Source organism: Streptococcus sp. KHUD_018 (assembly GCF_054861215.1).
The window spans coordinates 180,088-198,935 of the sequence record NZ_CM142176.1 but is presented as its reverse complement, the minus strand read 5'-3'; the positions used below and the strand labels follow the sequence as shown (position 1 = coordinate 198,935).

Annotated in this window: 33 protein-coding genes and 1 pseudogene; 1 reads left to right on the top strand and 33 read right to left on the bottom strand. The window is 39.0% G+C overall.

The window, feature by feature from the left end; genetic code table 11:
- Nucleotides 1–4 precede the first annotated feature (4 nt).
- The 33 genes and pseudogenes from ACVBD2_RS01160 to ACVBD2_RS01000 form a co-directional block, all read right to left on the bottom strand.
- Nucleotides 5–1,126: a phage major capsid protein gene (locus ACVBD2_RS01160; protein ID WP_461685888.1), complete on the bottom strand. Its 1,122-nt coding sequence runs from the start codon at nt 1,124–1,126 to the stop codon at nt 5–7.
- Nucleotides 1,127–1,142: 16 nt separating this feature from the next.
- Nucleotides 1,143–1,925 carry a head maturation protease, ClpP-related gene (locus ACVBD2_RS01155; protein ID WP_461685887.1) on the bottom strand — a complete coding sequence of 261 codons (783 nt, stop codon included), beginning with the start codon at nt 1,923–1,925 and terminating at the stop codon, nt 1,143–1,145.
- Nucleotides 1,906–3,057 (bottom strand): phage portal protein, encoded by a 1,152-nt coding sequence (locus ACVBD2_RS01150; RefSeq protein ID WP_461685886.1) that lies wholly within the window; start codon nt 3,055–3,057, stop codon nt 1,906–1,908. The genes ACVBD2_RS01155 and ACVBD2_RS01150 overlap by 20 nt, the downstream gene beginning before the upstream one ends.
- A gap of 58 nt (nt 3,058–3,115) precedes the next feature.
- Nucleotides 3,116–4,756, bottom strand: a complete 1,641-nt coding sequence (locus tag ACVBD2_RS01145; RefSeq protein ID WP_461685885.1) for a terminase TerL endonuclease subunit — start codon at nt 4,754–4,756, stop codon at nt 3,116–3,118.
- The gene (locus ACVBD2_RS01140) at nt 4,753–5,091 is read right to left on the bottom strand and encodes a hypothetical protein (RefSeq protein WP_036756761.1); all 339 of its coding nucleotides are present in this window, start codon (nt 5,089–5,091) and stop codon (nt 4,753–4,755) included. The genes ACVBD2_RS01145 and ACVBD2_RS01140 overlap by 4 nt, the downstream gene beginning before the upstream one ends.
- Nucleotides 5,092–5,197: 106 nt before the next feature.
- Entirely contained in the window at nt 5,198–5,515 is a 318-nt protein-coding gene (locus tag ACVBD2_RS01135; RefSeq protein WP_461685884.1) for an HNH endonuclease, read from the bottom strand.
- A 340-nt stretch (nt 5,516–5,855) separates the two neighbouring features.
- Complete coding sequence (locus ACVBD2_RS01130) at nt 5,856–6,422, bottom strand: tyrosine-type recombinase/integrase (RefSeq protein ID WP_000261915.1); 567 nt, start codon at nt 6,420–6,422, stop codon at nt 5,856–5,858.
- An 88-nt stretch (nt 6,423–6,510) separates the two neighbouring features.
- Nucleotides 6,511–6,936: a DUF1492 domain-containing protein gene (locus ACVBD2_RS01125; protein WP_084937025.1), complete on the bottom strand. Its 426-nt coding sequence runs from the start codon at nt 6,934–6,936 to the stop codon at nt 6,511–6,513.
- Nucleotides 6,927–7,271 (bottom strand): helix-turn-helix domain-containing protein, encoded by a 345-nt coding sequence (locus ACVBD2_RS01120; RefSeq protein WP_461685883.1) that lies wholly within the window; start codon nt 7,269–7,271, stop codon nt 6,927–6,929. The genes ACVBD2_RS01125 and ACVBD2_RS01120 overlap by 10 nt, the downstream gene beginning before the upstream one ends.
- A 22-nt stretch (nt 7,272–7,293) precedes the next feature.
- Nucleotides 7,294–7,458, bottom strand: coding sequence for a hypothetical protein (locus ACVBD2_RS01115; RefSeq protein ID WP_461685882.1), 165 nt, complete (start codon nt 7,456–7,458; stop codon nt 7,294–7,296).
- Nucleotides 7,448–7,843, bottom strand: a complete 396-nt coding sequence (locus tag ACVBD2_RS01110; protein ID WP_461685881.1) for a YopX family protein — start codon at nt 7,841–7,843, stop codon at nt 7,448–7,450. Before ACVBD2_RS01110 ends, ACVBD2_RS01115 begins: the two co-directional genes overlap by 11 nt.
- Nucleotides 7,827–8,336: a MazG-like family protein gene (locus tag ACVBD2_RS01105; RefSeq protein ID WP_461685880.1), complete on the bottom strand. Its 510-nt coding sequence runs from the start codon at nt 8,334–8,336 to the stop codon at nt 7,827–7,829. The genes ACVBD2_RS01110 and ACVBD2_RS01105 overlap by 17 nt, the downstream gene beginning before the upstream one ends.
- Before the next feature lies 1 nt (nt 8,337).
- Nucleotides 8,338–8,634, bottom strand: a complete 297-nt coding sequence (locus tag ACVBD2_RS01100) for a hypothetical protein (protein WP_461685879.1) — start codon at nt 8,632–8,634, stop codon at nt 8,338–8,340.
- A 67-nt stretch (nt 8,635–8,701) separates the two neighbouring features.
- Nucleotides 8,702–9,151: a hypothetical protein gene (locus ACVBD2_RS01095; protein ID WP_084937016.1), complete on the bottom strand. Its 450-nt coding sequence runs from the start codon at nt 9,149–9,151 to the stop codon at nt 8,702–8,704.
- Between the two features lie 39 nt (nt 9,152–9,190).
- On the bottom strand, nt 9,191–10,423 hold the full coding sequence (locus ACVBD2_RS01090) for a DNA cytosine methyltransferase (RefSeq protein WP_461685878.1): 1,233 nt from the start codon (nt 10,421–10,423) through the stop codon (nt 9,191–9,193).
- Complete coding sequence (locus ACVBD2_RS01085; protein ID WP_461685877.1) at nt 10,420–10,680, bottom strand: DUF1372 family protein; 261 nt, start codon at nt 10,678–10,680, stop codon at nt 10,420–10,422. Before ACVBD2_RS01085 ends, ACVBD2_RS01090 begins: the two co-directional genes overlap by 4 nt.
- Nucleotides 10,677–11,018 carry an HNH endonuclease gene (locus ACVBD2_RS01080; protein WP_461685876.1) on the bottom strand — a complete coding sequence of 114 codons (342 nt, stop codon included), beginning with the start codon at nt 11,016–11,018 and terminating at the stop codon, nt 10,677–10,679. The genes ACVBD2_RS01085 and ACVBD2_RS01080 overlap by 4 nt, the downstream gene beginning before the upstream one ends.
- The gene (locus ACVBD2_RS01075) at nt 11,015–11,275 is read right to left on the bottom strand and encodes a hypothetical protein (RefSeq protein WP_461685875.1); all 261 of its coding nucleotides are present in this window, start codon (nt 11,273–11,275) and stop codon (nt 11,015–11,017) included. Before ACVBD2_RS01075 ends, ACVBD2_RS01080 begins: the two co-directional genes overlap by 4 nt.
- Complete coding sequence (locus ACVBD2_RS01070; RefSeq protein ID WP_461685874.1) at nt 11,275–11,562, bottom strand: hypothetical protein; 288 nt, start codon at nt 11,560–11,562, stop codon at nt 11,275–11,277. The genes ACVBD2_RS01075 and ACVBD2_RS01070 overlap by 1 nt, the downstream gene beginning before the upstream one ends.
- Nucleotides 11,562–12,056 carry a DUF1642 domain-containing protein gene (locus tag ACVBD2_RS01065; RefSeq protein WP_461685873.1) on the bottom strand — a complete coding sequence of 165 codons (495 nt, stop codon included), beginning with the start codon at nt 12,054–12,056 and terminating at the stop codon, nt 11,562–11,564. Before ACVBD2_RS01065 ends, ACVBD2_RS01070 begins: the two co-directional genes overlap by 1 nt.
- On the bottom strand, nt 12,049–12,330 hold the full coding sequence (locus ACVBD2_RS01060) for a hypothetical protein (protein WP_461685872.1): 282 nt from the start codon (nt 12,328–12,330) through the stop codon (nt 12,049–12,051). The genes ACVBD2_RS01065 and ACVBD2_RS01060 overlap by 8 nt, the downstream gene beginning before the upstream one ends.
- The gene (locus ACVBD2_RS01055; protein WP_461685871.1) at nt 12,320–12,649 is read right to left on the bottom strand and encodes a hypothetical protein; all 330 of its coding nucleotides are present in this window, start codon (nt 12,647–12,649) and stop codon (nt 12,320–12,322) included. Before ACVBD2_RS01055 ends, ACVBD2_RS01060 begins: the two co-directional genes overlap by 11 nt.
- Nucleotides 12,621–12,830 (bottom strand): hypothetical protein, encoded by a 210-nt coding sequence (locus ACVBD2_RS01050; RefSeq protein WP_461685870.1) that lies wholly within the window; start codon nt 12,828–12,830, stop codon nt 12,621–12,623. The genes ACVBD2_RS01055 and ACVBD2_RS01050 overlap by 29 nt, the downstream gene beginning before the upstream one ends.
- A gap of 114 nt (nt 12,831–12,944) precedes the next feature.
- Nucleotides 12,945–13,157, bottom strand: a pseudogene (locus tag ACVBD2_RS01045) (hypothetical protein); the annotation flags it as partial.
- Between the two features lie 14 nt (nt 13,158–13,171).
- Nucleotides 13,172–13,993 carry an ATP-binding protein gene (locus tag ACVBD2_RS01040; protein ID WP_461685869.1) on the bottom strand — a complete coding sequence of 274 codons (822 nt, stop codon included), beginning with the start codon at nt 13,991–13,993 and terminating at the stop codon, nt 13,172–13,174.
- Nucleotides 13,994–14,758: a conserved phage C-terminal domain-containing protein gene (locus ACVBD2_RS01035; protein WP_461685868.1), complete on the bottom strand. Its 765-nt coding sequence runs from the start codon at nt 14,756–14,758 to the stop codon at nt 13,994–13,996.
- Between the two features lie 2 nt (nt 14,759–14,760).
- Nucleotides 14,761–16,098: a replicative DNA helicase gene (gene dnaB, locus ACVBD2_RS01030; RefSeq protein ID WP_461685867.1), complete on the bottom strand. Its 1,338-nt coding sequence runs from the start codon at nt 16,096–16,098 to the stop codon at nt 14,761–14,763.
- Nucleotides 16,095–16,433, bottom strand: coding sequence for a hypothetical protein (locus ACVBD2_RS01025; RefSeq protein WP_461685866.1), 339 nt, complete (start codon nt 16,431–16,433; stop codon nt 16,095–16,097). Before ACVBD2_RS01025 ends, dnaB begins: the two co-directional genes overlap by 4 nt.
- A complete protein-coding gene (locus ACVBD2_RS01020) occupies nt 16,430–16,858 on the bottom strand; it encodes a hypothetical protein (RefSeq protein ID WP_461685865.1) in 429 nt (142 codons plus the stop codon). Before ACVBD2_RS01020 ends, ACVBD2_RS01025 begins: the two co-directional genes overlap by 4 nt.
- A gap of 12 nt (nt 16,859–16,870) precedes the next feature.
- Nucleotides 16,871–17,161: a hypothetical protein gene (locus ACVBD2_RS01015; protein WP_461685864.1), complete on the bottom strand. Its 291-nt coding sequence runs from the start codon at nt 17,159–17,161 to the stop codon at nt 16,871–16,873.
- A 98-nt stretch (nt 17,162–17,259) separates the two neighbouring features.
- Nucleotides 17,260–17,403, bottom strand: a complete 144-nt coding sequence (locus ACVBD2_RS01010) for a hypothetical protein (protein WP_166736997.1) — start codon at nt 17,401–17,403, stop codon at nt 17,260–17,262.
- Between the two features lie 12 nt (nt 17,404–17,415).
- Nucleotides 17,416–17,673 carry a hypothetical protein gene (locus ACVBD2_RS01005; RefSeq protein WP_461685863.1) on the bottom strand — a complete coding sequence of 86 codons (258 nt, stop codon included), beginning with the start codon at nt 17,671–17,673 and terminating at the stop codon, nt 17,416–17,418.
- 36 nt (nt 17,674–17,709) lie between these two features.
- Nucleotides 17,710–17,916 (bottom strand): helix-turn-helix transcriptional regulator, encoded by a 207-nt coding sequence (locus tag ACVBD2_RS01000; protein WP_461685862.1) that lies wholly within the window; start codon nt 17,914–17,916, stop codon nt 17,710–17,712.
- A gap of 172 nt (nt 17,917–18,088) precedes the next feature.
- On the opposite strand from ACVBD2_RS01000, the gene ACVBD2_RS00995 reads away from it, so the two are divergent.
- A complete protein-coding gene (locus tag ACVBD2_RS00995) occupies nt 18,089–18,835 on the top strand; it encodes a LexA family transcriptional regulator (RefSeq protein WP_461685861.1) in 747 nt (248 codons plus the stop codon).
- The last annotated feature ends 13 nt before the right edge of the window (nt 18,836–18,848 follow it).

Here is an 18,848-nt window from a genome sequence, read left to right as displayed (position 1 = left end):
TAGACTATGCTTGAGGAAGTTGTAGAGTCCAGACTGCTGCAGTCTTTTCATCATGAGCCTTACCGTAAGCAAATTGCTTAGCAGTGTAGAGGTTCAAATCTTCCAAAGCATAGGTTTCTGTATAGCGACCGAGTGAAATGCCACCGCCGACAAAAGCATCGTAGCGACCTTTGACAAATGTAGTGACTTTCCCAGCTGTCTGTGCCACGGATTCTACCAAGATAATGTTGAATGGCATTGCAGTGATGTATGTCCCTTGAGCATTCAAAGAAGTGTATTGCTTCTTCACATCCCAAGCATCGGCTGTATTAACAACCATTACAAGATTGCCTTCGACTGCAACTGGAGTAGTGCCATCAGCTTTAGTTGAGTGGTATTTACATACTTTTGTCAATTCTCTGACTACGGTAGCTGAGTCAGCAAAAGTCAACTTAGTAGTTTGAGATGTTTTTTCATCATGAGTTGTATGATCACCTGAAACAGTTCCTGTAAGGGTACGAGAAAGACCGATAGGTTTGTTGTCTCCATCGCCGTTCAAGTAGCCAGCTTCAAGTGCGACTGCATAGGCTTCTGTGATTTGAACAGAGATGAATTTCGCCAACCAAGCTGGCCCAAATTTTTCAGCATCTTTTGGAATTACAACAAAAGCAGTCAATTTGTGTTGGATTGCTTCTTCTTCGTTGAATTTTTGTTTGAGTTGTCCTTGGATTTCTCCATTGATTTTCCCCCAAACAGCTTGACCCGTTTGCTCTGATTTGAGGAATTTCAAGCGGATACCAGCATTTTTAAGGCCAATGTGTTGAAGAAGTGGGCGAGATTGTACCAGATCTTCAAAGATACGGTCAATAATTTCTTGTGGGATGAACTTCTCAATCCCTTGAGGTGCTGCCTTTTCAATATTGTTGAAGAACTCACGAGCTTCAGCGGTCAGCTTAGCATCGTATGGGTTCAAGACCGAAATCTCTTCACGGGCAGCAGCACGAGCTTGATCCATCATTTCATTGGTCATGGACTCGATCATGTCATTGTATAGCTTCGCTTGCTCTTCTTGAGGAGCACCATTTGCAACAGCATCCAAAAATGCCTGACGTTGTTTTTCAAATTGGTTAGATAATTGCATTGTCATTCTGTTTTTTCCTTTCTTAAAACATAAAAAGACCGAACCCTTTAGGAACAGCCTTGTCTGTGTTATTTTCTGGACTTTCTGGAAAATTGAATTTTTTCTGTAGAAATTCGCTATTTTCAAAAGCCTCTTTGTCGATTTGTATATCTGGTAGTTTAGCTTCTAGCTTTTTAGCTACCAGTTCTGCGATTTTATCGATATCTGGTGTCATTGCTGACCTCATTTTTTCGATAAAATCACTTGGGATCATAGGAGTTTCACTCGCTACCAGAGTCGGAGCAACTTCATTTGTAAACATAATCTTGTCTACAAATCCATGATTCAAAGCTGACTCAGCATCAAACCAGGTAGTCTTGTTCATCAATCTAAGCAGGTCATCAAGTGCCTTGCCAGTCTTATGGACATAAGCGCTAGCGATAGACTTGTTAAACCCTTCTAGTACCCCAGCCTCATGAAGCAGAGTGTTATGGTCTCCGTTTACTTGCGTTGAAACATTATGGATCATGATTTGGGCAGTCGGACTGATTTCAACCGTATCTCCTGCCATTGCAATCACGCTTGCTGCGCTTGCTGCAATGCCGACAATCTTCACGGTCACGTCACCTGGATACGAGCGCAGAGCAGTATAGATTTCACTACCAGCATAAACATCTCCACCGCCCGAATTGATATGAACCTCAATTGGTTCACCACTTTCAGGGAGGACAACATCTTTCGGAGCGGTTGCATCCCACTCAAGCCAGTCGTAAAGCCATCTGTCATTGTTTGATACAATCGTACCCTTAATCGGAATTACTTTCATCTTCTTTCTCACCTCCTTTCTCTAACTGTTCACCAAGTTGATAGTTTTTGGTGATGAGGAATTTATCGCCACCAGGGACAGATTCTAAGCCAAGTTCAGAGCGCACCTCGTTTCGAGTCATCGCTCCAGAAGAAATAAGCTTATCAATGCTTCCAGCAAGTGCAAACTTATCTCTCTGACCTTCGCCGATGATTACAAATAGATTATTGCGCTCGTATTCCCGTCTTGATACCAAGGCGAAATTAAGCCCATCACTCATTTTCTTAACAAGCGATTGGTAGCAATAACTATTAAACATTTTTTGGCTATTTTCCAGATTGGCCATGTCGCCATGGATTAAAGCAGTTGGAATCCCTAAGGCGTCAGCGACCTCATCATCAAATTGCCGACGAAGTTTTTTCAGCTCATCAACAGAAATATTTGAAGTTCCTGTTGTATTCGTATGCTCAGTGTATTCCATTCCATCTTGAGCTGGAACAATGGCAATCGTCTTGGTGCTAAATGATTTAAAAAGACCATCAGCATATGATTGGAGTTTATCACGCATCTGCTCATTAAAACTCCCATTGTTTTTTGTTTTGAGAGTTCCTCTGATTTGATTATTCCTAGCCAAGGCCTCGACCAAACGAGTGTGCAACTTCTCGTAATCAGCAAATAAGTCAGAAATATAATCTTGCAGTCGATTATTGTTGTACTGTAGGAAAATGACTTCACTCATCCGAAAACGCTTCTCAAACGTGAAACCTCTACAAGTTACAAACTCAAACACATCATCATAAACAGCATATTTAGTCCGTGTATAAGAGTCAGCAACAAGCAACTGATCATCAGTTGTAAGAAAGATTAGGACCTCATTCTTAGTAATCAACCTGTATACGACCTTTTGCCAAAACTCTGACGCAGATTCGTTCTTGTTCGGTCTTACATTCAGCAAGTAGTCCCAATCAGAAGGCTTAACCTTACCGTTTTCTTGATACTTAAATACTGACTTAGCAAAAATCCGAGCGATAAATTCCGCAGACTTATCAACCGCTAAGCTTTTCAGTTGAAGATTACCAAACATCCGCTCAAGATCCTCGAACTCAAAACCAACCTCTGGTACTTCACGCTTAAATAAATTCAGTAACCCCAATGCACTTCCTCCTTTCTTTTAATTTCTGCCGACCACCCACCCAAAATTTATGCTTAAATTAAAAATCCCAGCTATCGAGCATGTCAAGGAATTCCCCAACATTCGACTCTTGCACTATCTCACGCTTGTAGAGAGCAGCTATCAAAGCGTGGAACCCATCTGTCTTTCTTCTGACAGGCTCTTTCTTCAAGAAACGCTTATTGCCATCCTTGTCCTCTTTGACGTAGGTGTTATCCGTATACCAGATCATAGAGTTATCATCTTCAAAGACAAACCGCTCATTTGCAAATCCATCTTCAATGATTGGCGCAACCTTAGATTGAATTGCCCCAGGATTGCGCAAGAACTCATAGTCAAAGCCAGCCTCTTCCAAAAGAGGTTTCAACAAGTCCATTCTGAAACCATCGGCACATACAAGCTCAATCTGATAAAGATTTCTCCATTCTTCCAGCTTCGCAATCAAAAGCCGCGGATCAATACTAGGACCGTCCACAATCGTAAACAGACCTCTTTCTGCCCATTCCTGGATAGGAGCTTTTAGCTTGAAAGCTTTCAAGAATGCTTTGCGAGCAAATGAATGTTGCTTCCAGATAAACTCATCCCCATTCTTAAATAGCAAACCAACACTTGCAAAGTCTCGAATACTTGCATAGTCAAAGCCAGCAACACATGAGCGACCTTTCAAGTCGATACCAGGAGACCGTAGACAAGCTACTAATTTATCCCGAGAGGTTACATCTTTCTCAAGGTCCGCTTCAGGAAGGTTCATCCGTTTTGTCATGAACTCCTGACGGCCAGACGGTTCTAGCTCAAGGTCATCATAGTCAGCCTTAGTTCTCGCAAGAAGCCTTTTGGCGTAAGGAGTGCTTTCATCCAACATCGGATTTGCCTTTGGCCAGTTCTTCATGTCGTCCACTTCATCCGCATTGTCTAGCTTGCAGATAAAAGGGAACAACCTAAAGTCATCAACCTCTCCATTCAAGATTTGCATAGACTTTTCTATCAACTTGTCATAGAATCCCTCACGCACATATCCATTCGTACCGTTGTAGAAAGTCCGAGCATGAGCAATCTTACCAAGACCGGACCTTTGAACCTTCACAGCCTTATCATCTTCAAACTGGTGAATCTCATCAAACTCTAGACAGCCATCACGAGCTGAGTCCATGGTCTTCGGATTATTCGTCCGAAAAGAAAAGACCGAGTTGTTAGCTCGACCTGTGATAGACATTTTAGTTAGATAAAAATGGTCCTCAAGACCACGCCTTTGGATAGTCTCATAGACTTCCTCAAAAGAGACCTTCCCCTGTTTCTCAGAGTTAGCAGTGATAGTCACATCATAATCTCTGATAGGGTAGATAGGACTGATAAAAAATGAGGATCTGGCAGACATGAAACCATTCTTACCACCTCCACGAGCAAGAGTATATAGATATTCGTCAAAGTGTGGCTCCCCGTCCTCTTTCCTAAAAAGAAAAATGAACGGAGTCAAAAACAGCTGGTATTTCGCTAGAGGGAAAAAGTTCTTTTCCGTAAACCGAATGAATTTCTCAATCAGGTCATTATCAAAATATAGATCATCACGAGGATAGATTTTCTCTTTGATGATTTTAAACAGCAACTTTCTTTCTTCGTTGACGACGATTTCTCCACTCTCAGCCATTCTGATATAGTCATCAACCAACGGATGAGAAATCATAACAGATCACTTCCAGATGTCGGTTTCTCAACAGGAGAATTTTCCACCTCAAAATCAAACGACCGCTCAATCGCCAAGAGCTGATTGCTTGTTGTGTTGATTTCCTTGATGAGAGAATTCGCTTTTTGGAATCTTTGTTGGCCATTATGGACAGTGACGACAAGTCCGTCCTCATGCAGACGAGCTTTCAGCTCATAAAGTAACCTCACAAGATAAATATAGCGATTGACTTTTTCATACTGAACTGCATCCTTTTTTCTAGGACTAAAATAGCCAATTTTAGAAAGTAGCTGATTTTCTAATTCTTTTACATTTTTTTCCGAGTATTCTTCCATTACCCCCCACCCCCTTTATTTTTTTGTTAAAAATTTGGACAGTTAACCCCTCCCACCGGTTCCCAAAACCTTAAAAATACTGGATTTTTTTGACCGGGGGGTGTTATTATCCCCAAAATTCATCTGTTCTGAAACTTTTCTCAATCATTTTTTTAGATTTTCGAAATTGGAAGCGACCGTGACGTTTGTTGTGACATTCTTTGCATAGCGTTCTAAGGTTGTCTAAGTCAAGAGCGAATTCTGGATAGAACTCTAGCTCCTTGATGTGGTCAACCTCTAGGTTCTCTGTTGTAACCTTACCTTCTTCTCGACACCAAACACATTCATAATGATCGCGTTCGAGAGCAAGCTTGCGAAGTCCTCTCCATTCACCAGAATTATAAAACTCTGTTCGGTCTGCTCTTGTTGCAACTTCTATTTTCAAAAGATTATCCTCTTGATTTCCAAAATAGTTTAGTAAAATCGTCAGAACTAATTAAGGTTTGCTTAGCTGCTTTTTGGAATCGCATAATAGATTCTTTAGTTTGAGAGTCAAGAATGTATTCTCTGTTATCTCTACCTCGTATCTTGTAAATCAATTCTCGTATTAAACCTAACATACTTTTGTAAACCTCGCTATTTTTACTCTCTCAATTCCTTGTTTTACATATTCTAATGAATTCGCTACATGAGTTTTAACTCAGATTTATCAAGCGTTTGTCTGACGTGTGTGAAATGAAATCATCATAACCTCAAAACAATGAATTGATGTCAAAATAAAAAAATTAAAAGCCCTGAAACTTCGTCATGGCTCTGTCTTGTGAATCTTGGTTTTTGCCAATATATCGTAGTGAAATGCTCTGGCTTGAGTGGTTCAGTAGGTCCATTATCAGAGCGACATCCTTGGTTTGTTCGTACATGAATAAGCCAAAGGTCTTTCTCATTGAGTGAGTCGCTATATTTTCCAGACCGACTTCTTCAGCAGCTCTCTTGATAATCTTATAAGCTGTGTTAGGTTTTATGTGCTGATGCTTTCCGTTCCGACTTGGAAAGAGGAAGTCTTCATCTTTTTTGTCTTTGATGTACTGTCGCATAGCATTCTTGAATTTCTTTGGCATCTTTCGTTTGGTTGGCTTGTCTGTCTTTTCGTCGACAATCTGGACGTGCCAGCCTTTAACATGCTTTACTTTCAGTTTAACAATATCACCGATACGGAAACCAAGATTAACACCAGACAAGAAGAGCATGAGGTTACGTTGTCTATCTGACTCTTTGACTGCGCTATGCAACGTCAGCCATTCAATCATAAGCTGAACATCATCTCTATTTCTGATTGGTTCAACAACTACCACATATCCTCACCTCCTTTTTAGTGCACAAAAAAAGCAGAGGTTTTCTCTCTGCTATTCTTCATGATACTAATTTACCACGTTAAAATTATCATTTGCTATCATTCTTATCATATTTTTTAGATAATTTTAGCAACGCTTTATGTTTTGCGCGTTGAACTGTAGCTTGACTGCAATTTAGCTTAATTTGGACCTCTTTCCAGGAAAGTCCATCAATATAAAGTAGACGCATCACAATGTTTTCCACTGGATCATCGAGCGACTCAATCGCTTGAACGAGTTCGTCACGTTCGTGGTACATTTGTTTGATTTCTTTATATAGCTGTTCTGATTTGTCAATGATCAACACATTCAATTCTTCAGTTTGATTCTTGTTGCTTTTTGATTTTGGCATGCTGTCGAACTGCTGCCCTCGTAAAATACCTGATTTCAAACTGATGATTTCTTGGTGTTTTGACTTCGCTTTGATATCGATATACGGCAGAGCCTTCAGTCTTTTTTTAATATCTATCGCCAAACCTTACCTCCCATGTATCTTTTGGATTTAACCCATTTGATAATTTTACCATCGTTATTGTTATTGTGATAATCTGGCAGTCTTGCTGTTGGACTCTCTTTGTAGACTACTTTTTCAACTACCTGGATTGCAGGCATCATTTCGTCATCTATCCACCCTACAAGCCAAGCAGGGTTTACATCATAGGTTTTAGTAATCATTTCAATTTGCTTAATAGATGGATATCCACCTCGCTCATACAAATGAATTGTATTTTGTGAAACACCTGTCTCTTTTGCCATCTGTACTACAGAGAGACAAAGGCCCTCTCTAAGTTCTTTCAATCTTAGCTGCATCTTTCAAATCTCCTTGCGTATTTCAAATAATCTTGCCATCAAAGACTAATGTGATTGTACCTGTTCCGTCTTGGTGCTTAGATACTAACGCTTGACAATCTGAACCGAGCTCGATTCCTTCGATTGTGATACTTCGTTTTATGTTGTTAACGTTGACGATTGCGCCATTCGATGTTTTAATCCTCATTCTTAACCTCCAGCAAATCTTTATTTTCGTAGATGTTTCCAATGACTTTGTAATACGGTAGAAATTCCTTGGTGATGTTAATCCGATAGGTGCGACTTAGGCCATCACCGTACCAGCGACCTTTGTCTTTGTCATATTTGACAATAAAGGTATATTCTGTCTGTATCTGATGATGTAAGATATCACCTTCAAAAACTTCTGTACCTTCCTTGTCACAAAGACTAGTTGACTGCATGAGTTCGATTTCGTCAATCTTTTCATTTACTCCAAAATCTTTTCCTCTAAACAAAACGGTAGCCACGTTCCCATCGTCATCAAAACGAATTCTTTTGACTTTGCCCATTTCTTCCCATGTCCTGTGCCACCCTCTAAATTTTGGAATCATCTGGCAAATCCTCCTCTTTTACGAATACCCCGTCAATCATCTTACCTTTTCGGTCTTTGATAGCATCATACGCAATCTGCAAGCAGTTTTCTGCATCTGTCCCGTTTAAAAATGAAACAGTGCTAACCACGCTATCCAGAAACATCAAATCAGACTTGATAAGAGGTGTCTGAGTCTCATTGTGACAAATGTGAGCATAAAGTTTTTGCGCGATATTCCCCAGGCTTGAAACCATCAGCAGCAATTCAAGTTCCTGTTGATTTGCTGAAATCTGAGCACCGTTCTTGATTTGTTGCTCAAGCCCAATCAAAACCACTTGAATGTCTCCGAGCGCATCATAAATCAATTCAGATTTATCCTTCGCAATGCCCTCAAACAATTCTCCTGACTCTTCCATCAATTTCAAAAACTGTTTGATCGGATTTGCTTCATGTAAGTTTCGGTCAACAAACCACTGTTGAACCTTTTCTTCCAAATTCATTTTTGTATTCATCTTATTTTTCCTCCGTTTCTTCCGTTTCTTTAAATGATCCCATTGTCTTAATAATTTTTTCTAACATAGATTTATGTAGCGTGATGTAATTATTTTTCTTCACTTGTTCACAGAAGATACAAATTCGATCGCCAAAAAATCTGCAATTTTCAGTTAAGCGATGTCTTTCATCTGACTCTATTTGTTCCTTGTTGGCTAAGCTAACAAGGATTACTTCATCAGATTCTTTCCAATCAGGAATGCCCATGCATTTGTGTAGATTTTCAAATACTAAATCGGTTAAAATATCTCTAGCCATTATTCTCCTCCGTTTTCAAGATCACAGTCTATAAACCATTGTTTGACTTTATCTATTGTGTTCATTTTTATCCTCCAAAGTTACTGAACGGAACTTCCCATCTGTAATTATCATACTTACGCACGATATCTTTTAAAATTTTACCTTTTGAGATTTCAATTTCTTGTGTAAATTCCATACCCATTTCAAACGTGAATATCTTAATGTCAACATTGAATTTATCAGAGATTTTTATGTAATCGTCTGGGATAGCTCTCCATGCCTGCTCAAAATTATCAAGTTCGATGATAAGAAAATCATCATCAAGAAAAATTTTAAAACTATCATTGTCAATAAAAGCACGTTTTGTTCCATTGATGTAAAAATAAGAGTCCGTTGTAGAAAAAGTGATTATCTCACCATCTGCATCTTCTTCAATTGTGATGTCTCCAACAGCTGAAAACATATATTTTAAAGCCGATTTAATATTTGCTGCATATCCTCTTAGTTTAATTGTTCCTTGTGCAAAATTTGCCATATCTACATCCTCGTTAAAGGTGAAAACTATAACCTCACCTCATCCCAATTCTTTTGCGATAGCAGCAATCACATTGACTGTCACGCTATTTCCTGCTTGCTTGTATAATTGACTGTTAGAATTGACTTCTTGAGCTTTATCAAAAGCCCAATCAGGAAAACCTTGTAACCTCCAACACTCACGAGGTGTTAGCTTTCTAATTCTAAAGTCAGGCTCTACCACCCCTTGACTCTCTCCAGTCAAGAGAGTATTTGCTCTCTGCTTACCTACTCGCCCTCTTCGCGTCTTAGAGTTTGGGTGTGATAGGTTCACGCTATCGCCAATCGTTGCCTCAGTGTATCCTTGAGAAGTTGCCTCTGTTATTTTTAAAACATTGTTTTCGTGATAGCTATTACTTGTCAAAGTAGGAGCGATGTCATGTTCTCCGCCTTGATTATAACCATGACCTCGTTGAATGATTTTAGGTTCAAGTCCTCCGCCTTGACAGGCTCTGATTGTTGGTGCGATGCCATCTGTTTCGTAAACCACTCCACATTGATTAAAATTGGGTTGCAATACCCCAAATTGTTTTATGGTATTACTTTTTATAGCTATCTTTTGCCCCTCTCCTTTATTCGTTGTTAGTGTAGGAGCTAGGCCGTCAGCTTGATAGACTTCTCCATTCATGCCGATACCAGATGGGTTGACATTACCGATTTTTACGACTGATTGGCTACTAATTGACTGACTTTCTCCGCTGAGAGGAAAAACGTTTCTGGTACGTTGTCCTCTAAGATGTCCGATAATGAACACACGCTCCCGATTTTGTGGCACTCCAAAATTCTTGCTGTTAAGAACTTGCCATTCCACATCATACCCCAGTCCGTCCAAGGTTCGGATGATGGTTTCAAATGTAGCCCCCCCGTCATGGTTGAGCAATCCTCTGACGTTCTCAAGCAATAGATATTTAGGTCTGAGAATAGATGCGAACCTAGCAATCTCAAAGAACAAAGTTCCTCGAGAATCTTCAAAACCTCGTCTGTTTCCTGCAATTGAGAAAGCCTGGCACGGAAATCCTCCACAGATAATGTCCACACGTCCGATTCCTCGAATAGACTCATCTGTGACTCTTGTAATGTCATGTAATTCAATTTCTCCCTTCGTGTCGTGTATAGCTTTATAACTGGCTCTTGCGAATTTATCAATCTCACAAAAACCTATACATTCATGACCGGCGGATTCCATTCCAAGACGAAATCCACCGATGCCTGCGAATAAATCTAGGAATTTCATAACCTCACCTCATCTCCAACTTTCACCTTGTCATATAAATCTTTCGTTACTACGAAAATGCCATAATCTCGAATTGTGATTGTATATAGCTTTCCGAATTGTTCTTTCTCGACGACCTTACCGAATATCTCAGCGCCTGCATTATCCGCCTTGTAAATAACCATCGGCTTCTTTTCTTCCAAATCTCGAATCCTGTCCATCTGCCAGATATTCAACCCAGCAGATAGAACAATCCAAATTGCGATAAATCTTTTCATGTCTCCTCCTCAAAATAAAATTTGCCATCAAAGGGTTTAATTTCAATAATTCCATAATCTAAACCAAGTCTTGCAATAAATGGCTTGGTTATTCGTTCATGTAGCGTCATCATCTGTTCTCTAAACTCCTCTAGCAAAAAGGTGGATTTGTAGAAATTACATTGATAACAAGCAGGCATGTAGTTATCAAAATTATCTTCTCCACCTCGATAGTGAGGGTGTAAATGATCTACTCTCAGAGTTTTCAAGTCCAATTCCTTGCCACAATATGCGCAGTGACCGCCATATTTATCTAAAACTCTTTGCCTAGTGCTTTTAGATATGCTTTTTCGTTTCAATCTGTGACCTCATTTCTCAATTCAAAGCCAATTCCATATAAGAGCAAATCATTTTGAAAGTCAACGAATGCTTCAATCATCTCAGCTTCTTGAAAGTCGTATTCCTCAACCGTACTTAAGAAATCATCAATATCATCTCTTTGCACACTTCCGTGCTCTGTCTTTGTGTGTTCCATGGCTTGTTCATAGCCATCAACATCAATTGTGTAGTAGATTTTGCCACCTGAATAATCATATTTGTAATTCTTGATAACCATCACTCAACCTCCTCAAAATAACTGTGAAATTTACTTAAATTTACAATAGCGACCTCTTCAACAAAATGCTTCTCAATGTCAAAGTCTGGGTCATTTTTGCTAAACTCTTTCTTAATAGCTTTTTCAGCCAGCGAAGGTAAAGCAAATATACTTGCTCCATTTCTTAAAGCGAGCGCTTGACCATATTCGTTCACTATTCGATAACCCACATCAAACGGTCTGATTTCCGTTGGGATTCTTATGCGTTTGCTTTGGTTCTTCATTCCTTCTTCAAGCGTTTGTACCATCACTCTACCTCCTCAATCTCAATCCCTGAGCAATCGAACACCCAACTCATGCCATTTTCTTCTAGTTCAGTTTTGGTATGATATTCTGAGTAGAATACCCCATCGTAGCTAGAGAAGATATAATCTTCGTCTTCAGTGTGATAGTACAACTTTTGACCACTTGATTTCAGAGTTACAATATATCTTTTCTCTTTATCTACCTCATAGCCTAGAATCCAAGCAAGACAGAATTTTTCAATATTTTTTGCGTAAAACCAATCAGGAACTTTCTTGTCATAATGATCTTCAATTTCTCTCATTGCGCCGTAAACATGGAAGTTGTTTTTCTTTTTAAATTCTATATATTCCGCCACAAACTGCGGAATTGTGACTTTTTCTGGTTCGTCTAGCTGTTCGATTAGCTCTAAAACGGTTTCCTTATTTATACGTGGTATATTCCATGAAAGCGTATATTGTAAATTATTTATTTTCTCAATTAATTCTTGCTTATTCATCTTCCGCATTCCCTATTTCTACTCCTAATTCAACAAGTTCTTGCTTTAACATTTCAATTCGATTCTGGATGGCTTCTGTGATTAAGCCAGACAATATCTCATCTGCTCTGATTTCTTTTGAAAGAAATCCAAGAGCTGATTTAAGAATATAATTAATCTCTTTCTTTGTAATGATAAGATCATTCCAGCACTTGCGTTTAACTTCTAAGAAATATTCATACTCTTTAATCAATTGATTGATTTCTCTAGCTTTGTTTAAGTCTTCAAGCTTCATCTTCTCTTCCTCCATAAATCAAATAAACTGCAATAACTAACTGAGATATGCCTGGTAAATAGCCAACCCAATCATCAAACTCCTTAGATTTTGGCAACCAATCCTTAGTAGCACCCAAATCATAGTCTGTAGGTTTTTCATCCGCGAAAATACATTCCATCGCTCCCATAAACGTCATGCCATCTTCTGTCATTTCCCAGAAATAGTCCGCCCGATCTTTCACAGCTTGTGGTAAATCTTGTTTGGGAGGTTTGGACTTCCCGTCTTCTACCGACCAGCCGTATACTCCATTAACTTTTTTCTTTAAATCTTCCATCATCTTCTAACTCCTTCAATTGCATTTTCATTTTATTTAGTCTTTTCTTCAAAAATTCACGATGAGCAGTCCGCCCTTGTGCGACTTGTTTATCGTACAGCTTTGAATACTTCTCGATTTCCTGCTCTGTTATTTCGATTGAGTGTTTCAATCCGTCAATCACTGTCTGTTTGCTATATTCCATGGTTTATCTAACCTGTAAAAATCCAGCTCTTGCCCCTCATGGCTCAAAGACACAAGAGCTAGCAAATTCTTTATACGTCATTCGTCCAAGTCTGACGCATATTCTAGCTCGCTTTTAACGTGGTTCGCGGCACGTTGATTTTGTTGCTAAATAATAGCAATCTACAGCTCCATAATCAAAACGTACATCGTCTTTTCCGATATATTTTTTGAATTTTGGTCTTGTGATACCTGAGAAAGCCCATTGATGGTCTTTCATTCGTTCGATAAGTTCATCTACATTGTTAAAACTTCCGAGGAAAAACTTGCAGTGCCCATTGTAGACGAATTAAAGTTCTAACATCAATACCTCCTGTCCTTCATCCCAGCTGGATACACAAAGCACCTGCCAGTTGCTCCCTCAAAGATGCGACTTGATAGCGCACCATTCCCAAAATCGTCAGAGTAAAGTTCTTTAATCTCTTCGCTATTCAAATTCGTGTTGATAATCGTATTCGTCCGATTATCCAGGATCTTGAACAATATCTGATGCGCCCATTCATTCCGCTTCGTATCAGCTTTTCGACTCTCTTTCCCAAGGTCATCCAAGAAGAGGAAATCAACCTCAGAAAGTAGCTTGACCATCTTCGCTTCTGAAAATCCATTGTCAAACTCAAAGCTTTCTCGAATCTTGTCGAACAAGGTCACAACCGACACAAAGAGCACACTTTTCGGTTCATCATAAGACTTGAACTGCTCATTGAGAAACCGAGCAAAGCCATAAGTCAGATGACTCTTACCAACACCAGACGGACCAGTGATGATAGCATTGCCAGTCTCACCTTTCGCATAGCAACGCTCCAAACGCTTCACGAAATTCATAGCATTTTCATCGATGTCAACTCGAATTTCATAATCATGTAGTGACTTGCTGGCCAACTTGCTTGAAACGATGCTATCGCGAGCAAAGACCTCGTAAGTATCTGATAGCTTGCTTTTAACTTCAGATTCCATATTCAGTTGCTTTTCAAAACATCGGATATTCTCTTTCTCGCATTCAGGACATTGACTGATTTTCTCAACCTTTCCCTTGACAGGGATTTTAACAGACCAAAGATGGCATCCATGGATTTCACAGACATCATCAAGAACCGTTCTAGTTTTGAATTGTTTAAACTGCTTCATCTAAAAACCTAGCCTTTCGTCAACCGTACTAGTCAAGATTGTAGAGCGTTTTGGCATAGGCTGATTCAGATAATTGTCCATCTTATTGCCGAAAAGCGTTTGTGGTTGCAGATACTGTTCATACTCTGTACCTTTCCACTTCGCTACCATGACATCCACAACCTTTTTAAAATCTTCAAGGACATAGCCTTCTTTCAGTCTTGCCTTGATAAACTTTTGATGACTAGCAGTATTTACCTTGAAATTCTTCTTAGCTTTCAGATTGAGATAAGAAATAACTTCCTTACAAATCGACAATTTATTATTGTTATTCTCAGTATTAGTATTCTCAGTCTTGATTGTGTGTACTTTTTGCACTTCCGAAAGTGTATTTTCTACACTTCCAATGTGTACTTTTTGCACTTCCTGAAATGTACTTTCTACACTTCCGTTTAGAGCATCAAGATAAATACGGTTCGGTAAGTTCATTCCCTGTCTGACTTCCGTCATTAGACCAGCATCTTTTAATTCCTTTTTGATTTTGATAATCGTCTTATTGCTATTACAATTTAAGTCAATCATCAACTGTTCATTTGTGTAATACTGAAAGACATTCCCTTCTTTATCATGCCATCCATTTTTTAAAGATAGTTCTAACCTATCAAATAAAAGCATATAGAGCATTTTAGCGTTATTACTCAATGTCTTATATTTTTCATCATAGATGAATGGCTTTGGAAATTTGAAAAACGATAAGAAACCAGTGACTTCACTTTTTTTAATCATGGTTATACCTCCTCCACACTTGAAAATTTTGTGTATTCCTTATGAAAATACAACTTCACCGTCCCAAGACTCCCGTGTCGGTTCTTTTCTAGGATCAGCTCCGTCACGTTATTCGCTTCTTGACTGTCTGCTTGCTCTTTCTGGTAATAGGCCTCACGATACAAGAATGCTACGATATCAGCATCTTGCTCAATCGAGCCAGACTCTCGTAAATCTGCTAACATCGGCCGTTTGTCTTGTCTCTGTTCAACTGCACGACTTAATTGAGATAAGGCAATGACTGGGACTTTTAAATCTTTTGCAAGTATCTTCAATTCCCTAGAAATCTCAGAAACTACCTGCTGACGATTCTCGCCTTTTGACCCAGTGATCAGTTGCAAGTAGTCAATGATAATGACTCCAAGCCCTCCCATCTCCTGGGCAAGTTTTCGAGCTTTTGACCGTATCTCAGAGATACGAATACCAGCCGTATCATCAACAAAAATAGGTGCATCATATAGATTTCCTTGAGCATGCACTAGCCTACTCCATTCCTCCACACTCAGATTCCCAGTTTTGAGATGATAGCCTTCTACCATTCCTTCAGCTGCCAACATCCGCTCAATCAAGCTTTCCGCCCCCATCTCAAGTGAAAAAATAGCAACAGGCTTCTTCTCTTTTACAGCGACATATTGAGCGATATTCAGTGCTAGAGCCGTCTTACCCATAGCAGGACGGGCAGCAAGGATAATGAGATTATCCTCATGAAGACCAGTCGTAATCTTGTCCAGTCCAACGAATCCAGTAGATAGACCTGTCACAACTCTATCTGTCTGAGAGCGAGTCTCGACCATCTGCATGTGTGTATCAAGTATATCAGCCACATTACGAAATCCAGTACCTGTATTCTGATTGCTGATGTCAAGCATGGACTTTTCAGTTTTAGCAATGATATCACTGATTGATACATCGCCTTGATAGGCACTAGATAACGAATCCGACAAGTCAGCGATTACCTTTCGGAGCGTAGCCTTTTCTTTCACAAGCTTCGCATAATGCTCTACATTTTTTGATGTCGGTGTGGAATTTACCAACTCGACAATGTAGTTTATACCCCCGATATTTGAGATCTCTCCCTGATTTGTAAGGGCAGAAATCATAGTAGTAGCATCGATTGGCTCACCTTTTTCAAGTAATGACAACATTGTTTTAAACACAATCTTGTTTGCAGGCTTGTAAAAATCATCTGGAGTCAATTCGTCTGCTAGTGATGTCATTGTTTCTGGTGAGATAAAGACTGCACCCAGAACCGACTGCTCTGCAACTAGATCATGAGGTAGTATTCCAAAATCATCACTCATGCGCTATTCCCCCAATATTTTTCTAGATCAACATTCATCACTGCAGCAATATTTTTTTGCTCGGTCAAAATTTGTCTGCGATAAGGAGCAAGTCCAGCTTGTCGTTCCTCCTCACTTCGTGGCAAGTAATAGCCGTTGGGCTTCATCTTCTTAGCTACTATAGGATGCCTAAAATTCACACGCAAACTTTCGATAATCTCCTCCAGCTTGCGCTTCGAGAGTCCGGTCTCTAAGCGGATTTCACTCGCTTGAATGGGCAAATCGAAAGTAGCACAATTCATGATCATGTTTAACACACGTATTTCCATCTCGCTCATATCACGACTAACAATCATGTCCTAGCTCCCCATTTGCGTTGATTTCTTCTAGATTCCAAAGTCATTTCTTTGTAGAGCAAGCGACCATTTTCTTCTAAGAGATTCGCATTTTGACTTCTTAGAAGATCATTATTTCTTGCTTCTTCCTGATAGTCCTGAGCCAGCCTGTCATAGTCTTCGATACATGCCCGAAAAACTTGTGGTACGTCCTCAATCGATGAAGGAAGTCCGACAGGTGGTTGGGTGTCATATGTAGATTTTCTGTCACAAATTCTCAGGTTTCTTCGAGCAACTTCTCTGAAATCTTCTGCTTTTTCAATGATGACCACTACATTTTGCTCATCCGATTTCTCATTTTTAGCCGTAACCACCATCAGGATGAAGATCCCGATAAAGATAGTCAATAAGCCAAGCAATTGGCTTGATAAGGTTGGTTCTGTCATTTTACGTTCTCCTTATGCTCTTAATTTTCGTACTTCTTTCTCTAATTCCAAAATCTCATAAACATCATTGATATCATACATAATATCTTTCCCTTGCTTACGAAATCTTAATCCTTTGCGTTCTAACTTCTTAATATATCCGTGAGTAAAGCCGAACTTCTTCATCAAAGCTTGTTGATTGAGTGGCATGCGATCATTCTCTAACTGCTCCTTGACCTGCTTTTCAGCAAAAGTCAATAATTGGTTCGTGAACAATTCAGCACTTTCACCATCTAATCGTAACTGTAACGTTATACCTTCCATTTTTTACATCCTCTCAACTATGCGGGCAAACATTTTTGTGATATAATGGTTTAAATTGTTTTAGTATGCGCCTGATTGCCGTCAGGTGCTTTCTTTGTTTAAAAAGTCTTACTTTCCATCGCCCTGAGTTCTATTTCATGGCTGACTTGTCTAAATAGCTTCTCACACGCTATTTTAGCTTCTCTGTACGTTGTAGATTCGCTGATAAAGTAATCAGCAAGTTCAATGATTTTATCTTCCATTCAGCCCCCTATTTAGAAAATGCTTACTCCTTGTTTTTTCCAGTAGTCAATAAAATCTTTTTGTGCTTGCCCGTTATATCCACAAGCAAGAAAGGCTAATCCGTAATTGTCCGTACTATTCAATTTATCCACCAACAAATCAAGGTTTGATTTGACAAATTTTTTCAATCCTTTTATATCTCCGCATGGATAGAAAAGTTTTTGTCCGTCGATTTCAATTTGCCATACCCATCCAAGAGGTGTTTTGTCATAAATGTATTTGATTTCCATTTTTCTTTCTCCTCAAATCCTTCCTACTAATTGCGGTTAAACCGCAATGCTGTGTAAAAAAATAATGTCATCAATAGACACACCAAAAGTAGCAGCAATTTGATAAGCTTGTGTTACAGTAGGTTCTGTTTTTCCTCGCTCCCAATTTCCCCAAGTATCAACAGAGACATCAATAGCCTTGGCTGCATCCGCTTGTCTCCAATTTTTTAGAGTTCTCAATGTTTTAAGAGTCATTTTCTGCATCTTACAGTCCTTTCTAGATTTTTTATAATTGAGTGACTCAACTATGATTCTATTATAATGCGGTTAAACCGCAATGTCAAGTGTTTTTTGCGTTTTTATCGTATTTTTTTATTTTTTTCTTTACTTTTTTGCGTTTTTGCCGTAATATATACTATATAAAGGAGTGATACAAATGAGCGATAATAAAAGTAAAGAAATTTTCTCTGCGAACTTGGAAAAGTTAATGAGTAGCAGAGACATCGATAGAAATAAACTTTGTTCTGATTTAGGATTAAAATACACTACTGTAAGAGATTGGTTAAAGGGTATAACTTATCCTCGGATAGGGAAAATTGAATTACTTGCGGACTATTTCGGTGTTAATAAATCAGACTTGATAGAAGATAAAACTCAAGAAGTAAAAATCCCTACTTCCCCTCTTGTTCAAAAAATAACCGAAAAAGTTGTAAAGTTGTCAACTCCAAGAAAACAAAAAGTTCTGAACTTTGCTAATGAACAATTAAAAGAGCAGAATAATAAAGTGATTATGTTTGAGGAAAAGCTTTTTGAATACCGTGTTTTTGAAAAACTTTCAGCTGGTAATGGTTACTCTTATTTTAACGACGGAAACTATGATACTGTTTTTTATAATAAAGATTTAGATCATGATTTTGCCTCTTGGGTTTTTGGTGACTCTATGGAACCTAAGTTTCAAAACGGAGAGGTTGTCCTCATAAAAGAGACTGGTTTTGATTATGACGGAGCGTTCTATGCCGTTGATTGGGACGGTCAAACGTATATTAAAAAGGTCTATCGTGAACCTGATGGATTACGTTTAGTCTCCCTTAATCCAAAATATAAAGATAGGTTTGCACCCTACAATGAGGATCCTCGTATTATTGGAAAAATAGTCGGAAACTTCATGCCATATGAAAATTAAGGTTAAGGTGCTT